Origin of the sequence: Nocardiopsis salina YIM 90010 (genome assembly GCF_000341025.1) — a bacterium.
Classification (GTDB): domain Bacteria; phylum Actinomycetota; class Actinomycetes; order Streptosporangiales; family Streptosporangiaceae; genus Nocardiopsis; species Nocardiopsis salina.
The window spans coordinates 1-2,732 of record NZ_ANBF01000257.1 but is presented as its reverse complement, the minus strand read 5'-3'; the positions used below and the strand labels follow the sequence as shown (position 1 = coordinate 2,732).

The window sequence follows — 2,732 nt, the reverse complement described above, 5'->3', positions numbered from 1 at the left end:
TTTTGCGGGGCCCCTCTTTTTTGTGTCTGCACTTGTGAACACGTGAAGGCACAACGCAGCGACCGATGGGCGGGGCACACCGGTGGGGTGGTTGCAGCCCGCACCGAACCGCGGCAGGCGCTGCCTCCCCGGGGAAGGCCCGCGGAAGGTCCAGGGGTGTCTGTGCTCGCCGGGAACAGCCGGCGCGAGGTCAGTCCTCGTCGACCTCCGGGTGCTCGACGAGCTGCCGCAGCAGCGCAACGAAGTCCTCGTCACTCATGGCCGACCAGTCAACATGCTCGTTCATGTTGTGCGGATTCCCCGGACCGGGCAGGCATAAGCCTCCGAGGTGTGCTTTGGCCGGAGAACAGTGTGTTAAATCCATGCTCTCGCAGGTCGCGGGGGTTGCGAGGGACATGTGTGGCCGCATCCGGACGAAGCATGGACTTCCTGGCGTCTGTGCGGTAGTCGGTCCGCCTGCTCCGTCCGGAACGTGCAGGGCCCTCAGACGCGTTGGCGAAGCGCGCTTCGGCACTCCGGGCAACGGCAGCGTTTGTTGTAGCCGGTGACCGTGCCGTGGGGAAGCGAGGGGTCGCGCTGTTCGATGAGGGTGGCATCGAGCTGCTCAGCGAAGGGAACGAGGACGCGTGCGGTCGAGAAGACCAGCTTCGGGCTGATGTCCAGCTCGGCGGCTGCTTCGTCGATGTGCTTCCCCATGCGGAGTTTCGCGATGAGTCGTGATCGGGTGCTCGGCGGCATCCGGGCCTCTGCGTTCGCGATGAGTTGCTCGGCGTCGTCGATGGGGTAGCTCATGGGTTTCCTCTACGTGTGCGGGCACGCCCGCCGTAGCGGGCACCTCAAGCATCGTACGTGGTTTCTTCCCGCTGGTAGCAGTGTGAGACGCACGGAGCACATACGGATCATTCGGAGGTGGTCGGCGAGGGGGCGGGCCACCTGTTGACGGACGACCCCGAGCGCGCTCGCGGAAGCCCGGGACTCCGCCCCACGATTGTGACCACAGAGGCGCATGTGGGGCAGGAAAACGGCAGTGTTCTTCCGGGGTTTCTGTGGCTCCTCTTCTGTGACTGTAGTGACTTGATGTGGCAAAGGGGGAGTTTTTGCGGCCGGAGATCCCGGATGATCGGATCTCTTCCGGGTGATGACGTCGGAAAGGTGCTGTGTTTTCTAGAAACGCATTGCTAGAAGCTAGGTGCCGTGTTTCGCTGGTGGGACACCCTCACCACCCTGTGTCATTGGATCAGTGATATGACCAGCCCCACGGTTCGCCGACGGCGTCTGTCCTCCGAACTCCGCCGCCGCCGTATGCAGGCAGGATTGACTCTCAGCGACGTGGCGGAGGAACTCGAGTGGTCGCCGGCCAAACTCGGTCACATCGAGACCGGGATCCGGAAATGGCCCTCCGTCATGGAGATCTCTGCGTTGCTGCGTCTGTACGGGGTAACCGGCGGCCAGCGCGAGGCTGTGCTGACCCTGGTTCGGGAATCCCGTCTCAGGCCCTGGTGGACCGAATACGAGGATGTGATCTCCTCCGCCTACGTGGGCAACGAGGCCGGCGCCGAGGCCGTGCAGACCTACGCAGGGATCCTCGTGCCCGACCTCCTGCAGGTCCCTGACTACACCGCACGGGTGGCACGGTCCCTCGGGCACGGCGAGCACAGCGTCGAACGCATGGTGGCGGCCCACCTCAAACGCCAGGAGAGCCTCGACGCCGGGGGGATCGGCCGCTACCACGCGGTGCTGGAGGAGGACGCCCTCCAGCGTGTCTCTGGCGATCTGGAGCTTCTGAGGGCACAGACGGAACGGATCGTGGAGCTTGCCACCGAGTCCGACGCCGTGACCGTCCAGTTGCTGCCGACGTCCGCCGGCCCACACCCCGGGTTCTCCGGGCCCTTCTCCGTGCTCGAGTTCGATGACGACGAGGCCGCGCTCGCCTACGTCGAGTCAGCCCGGGGAGGGGCCATCGTCGAGTCCGAGGACGGCGTCCGTTCGTGTCGGCGCGTTTGGGACTCGCTCACGTCCGCTGCGGCCTCACCCGAGGCCAGCGTGGGTATTCTGCGCCGCATGGCCCTGCTGACCTGAAGCCGTCCCGGAGCCTCTGTCCAGTGCGGATGCAGACCGTTGGTGTGAAACGGTCCACCGTGGCCGGGAGTGCCCGGGATGGCTTGCTAGTCTGCTTGGTGACAACCTCATAAAGTTCTCTGTGGAGGGTCGGGCTCCGGGCTCGGTCCCCTGCACGAACCGGACCAAAGAAAGGGTGCAGACAGTGAAGAAGATCATCGTTCTGGCGCTGGTGGCCCTCGGTGCTTTCGCCGTCTACCGCAAGATCCAGGCCGACCGCGCCGAGCTGGACCTCTGGACCGAGGCAACGGCGGCCAGCGAGAGCTGATCGCTCGGACGCCAGGGCGGCGTCCCTGACGCCGTCATGAGGGTTCCGCCGGGCAACCGCGGGCAGGCACAGACTGTGTGCCGCCCCGGAACGCCCGACGGCGACACGAAGGCGTGGGTGGGCTGACGACCCCGGGGTGCGACCCACGGCTTTGTGCTGCGTCCGGCCCCGGACGTGGCTCCGCGGTATCCGGTTCGGTCCGAGTGACCGGGGCAGCCTTCGATCGAAGGTATGCTCTGTGTGGTGACCGGGACCGTCCCCGGGTCCAGGGGCCATAGCTCAGCTGGCAGAGCGCTGGTTTTGCATACCAGAGGTCAGGGGTTCGACTCCCCTTGGCTCCACCAGA

Annotated in this window: 3 protein-coding genes and 1 tRNA gene; 3 read left to right on the top strand and 1 reads right to left on the bottom strand. The window is 65.8% G+C overall.

What is annotated here, in order from left to right; genetic code table 11:
• Nucleotides 1-483: 483 nt before the first annotated feature.
• A complete protein-coding gene (locus D474_RS0126980) occupies nucleotides 484-792 on the bottom strand; it encodes a hypothetical protein (protein WP_017616587.1) in 309 nt (102 codons plus the stop codon).
• Nucleotides 793-1,245: 453 nt separating this feature from the next.
• On the opposite strand from D474_RS0126980, the gene D474_RS0126975 reads away from it, so the two are divergent.
• The 3 genes from D474_RS0126975 to D474_RS0126965 all read left to right on the top strand — a co-directional run bounded on the left by D474_RS0126975 (nucleotide 1,246) and on the right by D474_RS0126965 (nucleotide 2,730).
• Nucleotides 1,246-2,079 (top strand): helix-turn-helix domain-containing protein, encoded by an 834-nt coding sequence (locus D474_RS0126975; protein WP_083932030.1) that lies wholly within the window; start codon nucleotides 1,246-1,248, stop codon nucleotides 2,077-2,079.
• A 184-nt stretch (nucleotides 2,080-2,263) separates the two neighbouring features.
• On the top strand, nucleotides 2,264-2,386 hold the full coding sequence (locus tag D474_RS33775) for a DLW-39 family protein (protein WP_014912962.1): 123 nt from the start codon (nucleotides 2,264-2,266) through the stop codon (nucleotides 2,384-2,386).
• 268 nt (nucleotides 2,387-2,654) lie between these two features.
• Nucleotides 2,655-2,730 (top strand) — tRNA-Ala (locus D474_RS0126965).
• Nucleotides 2,731-2,732: the final 2 nt, after the last annotated feature.

Bases quoted from the DNA above. Each gene is read 5' to 3' on its own strand.
- D474_RS0126980 (WP_017616587.1), bottom strand. From the start codon at position 792: ATGAGCTACCCCATCGACGACGCCGAGCAACTCATCGCGAACGCAGAG.
- D474_RS0126975 (WP_083932030.1), top strand. From the start codon at position 1,246: ATGACCAGCCCCACGGTTCGCCGACGGCGTCTGTCCTCCGAACTCCGC.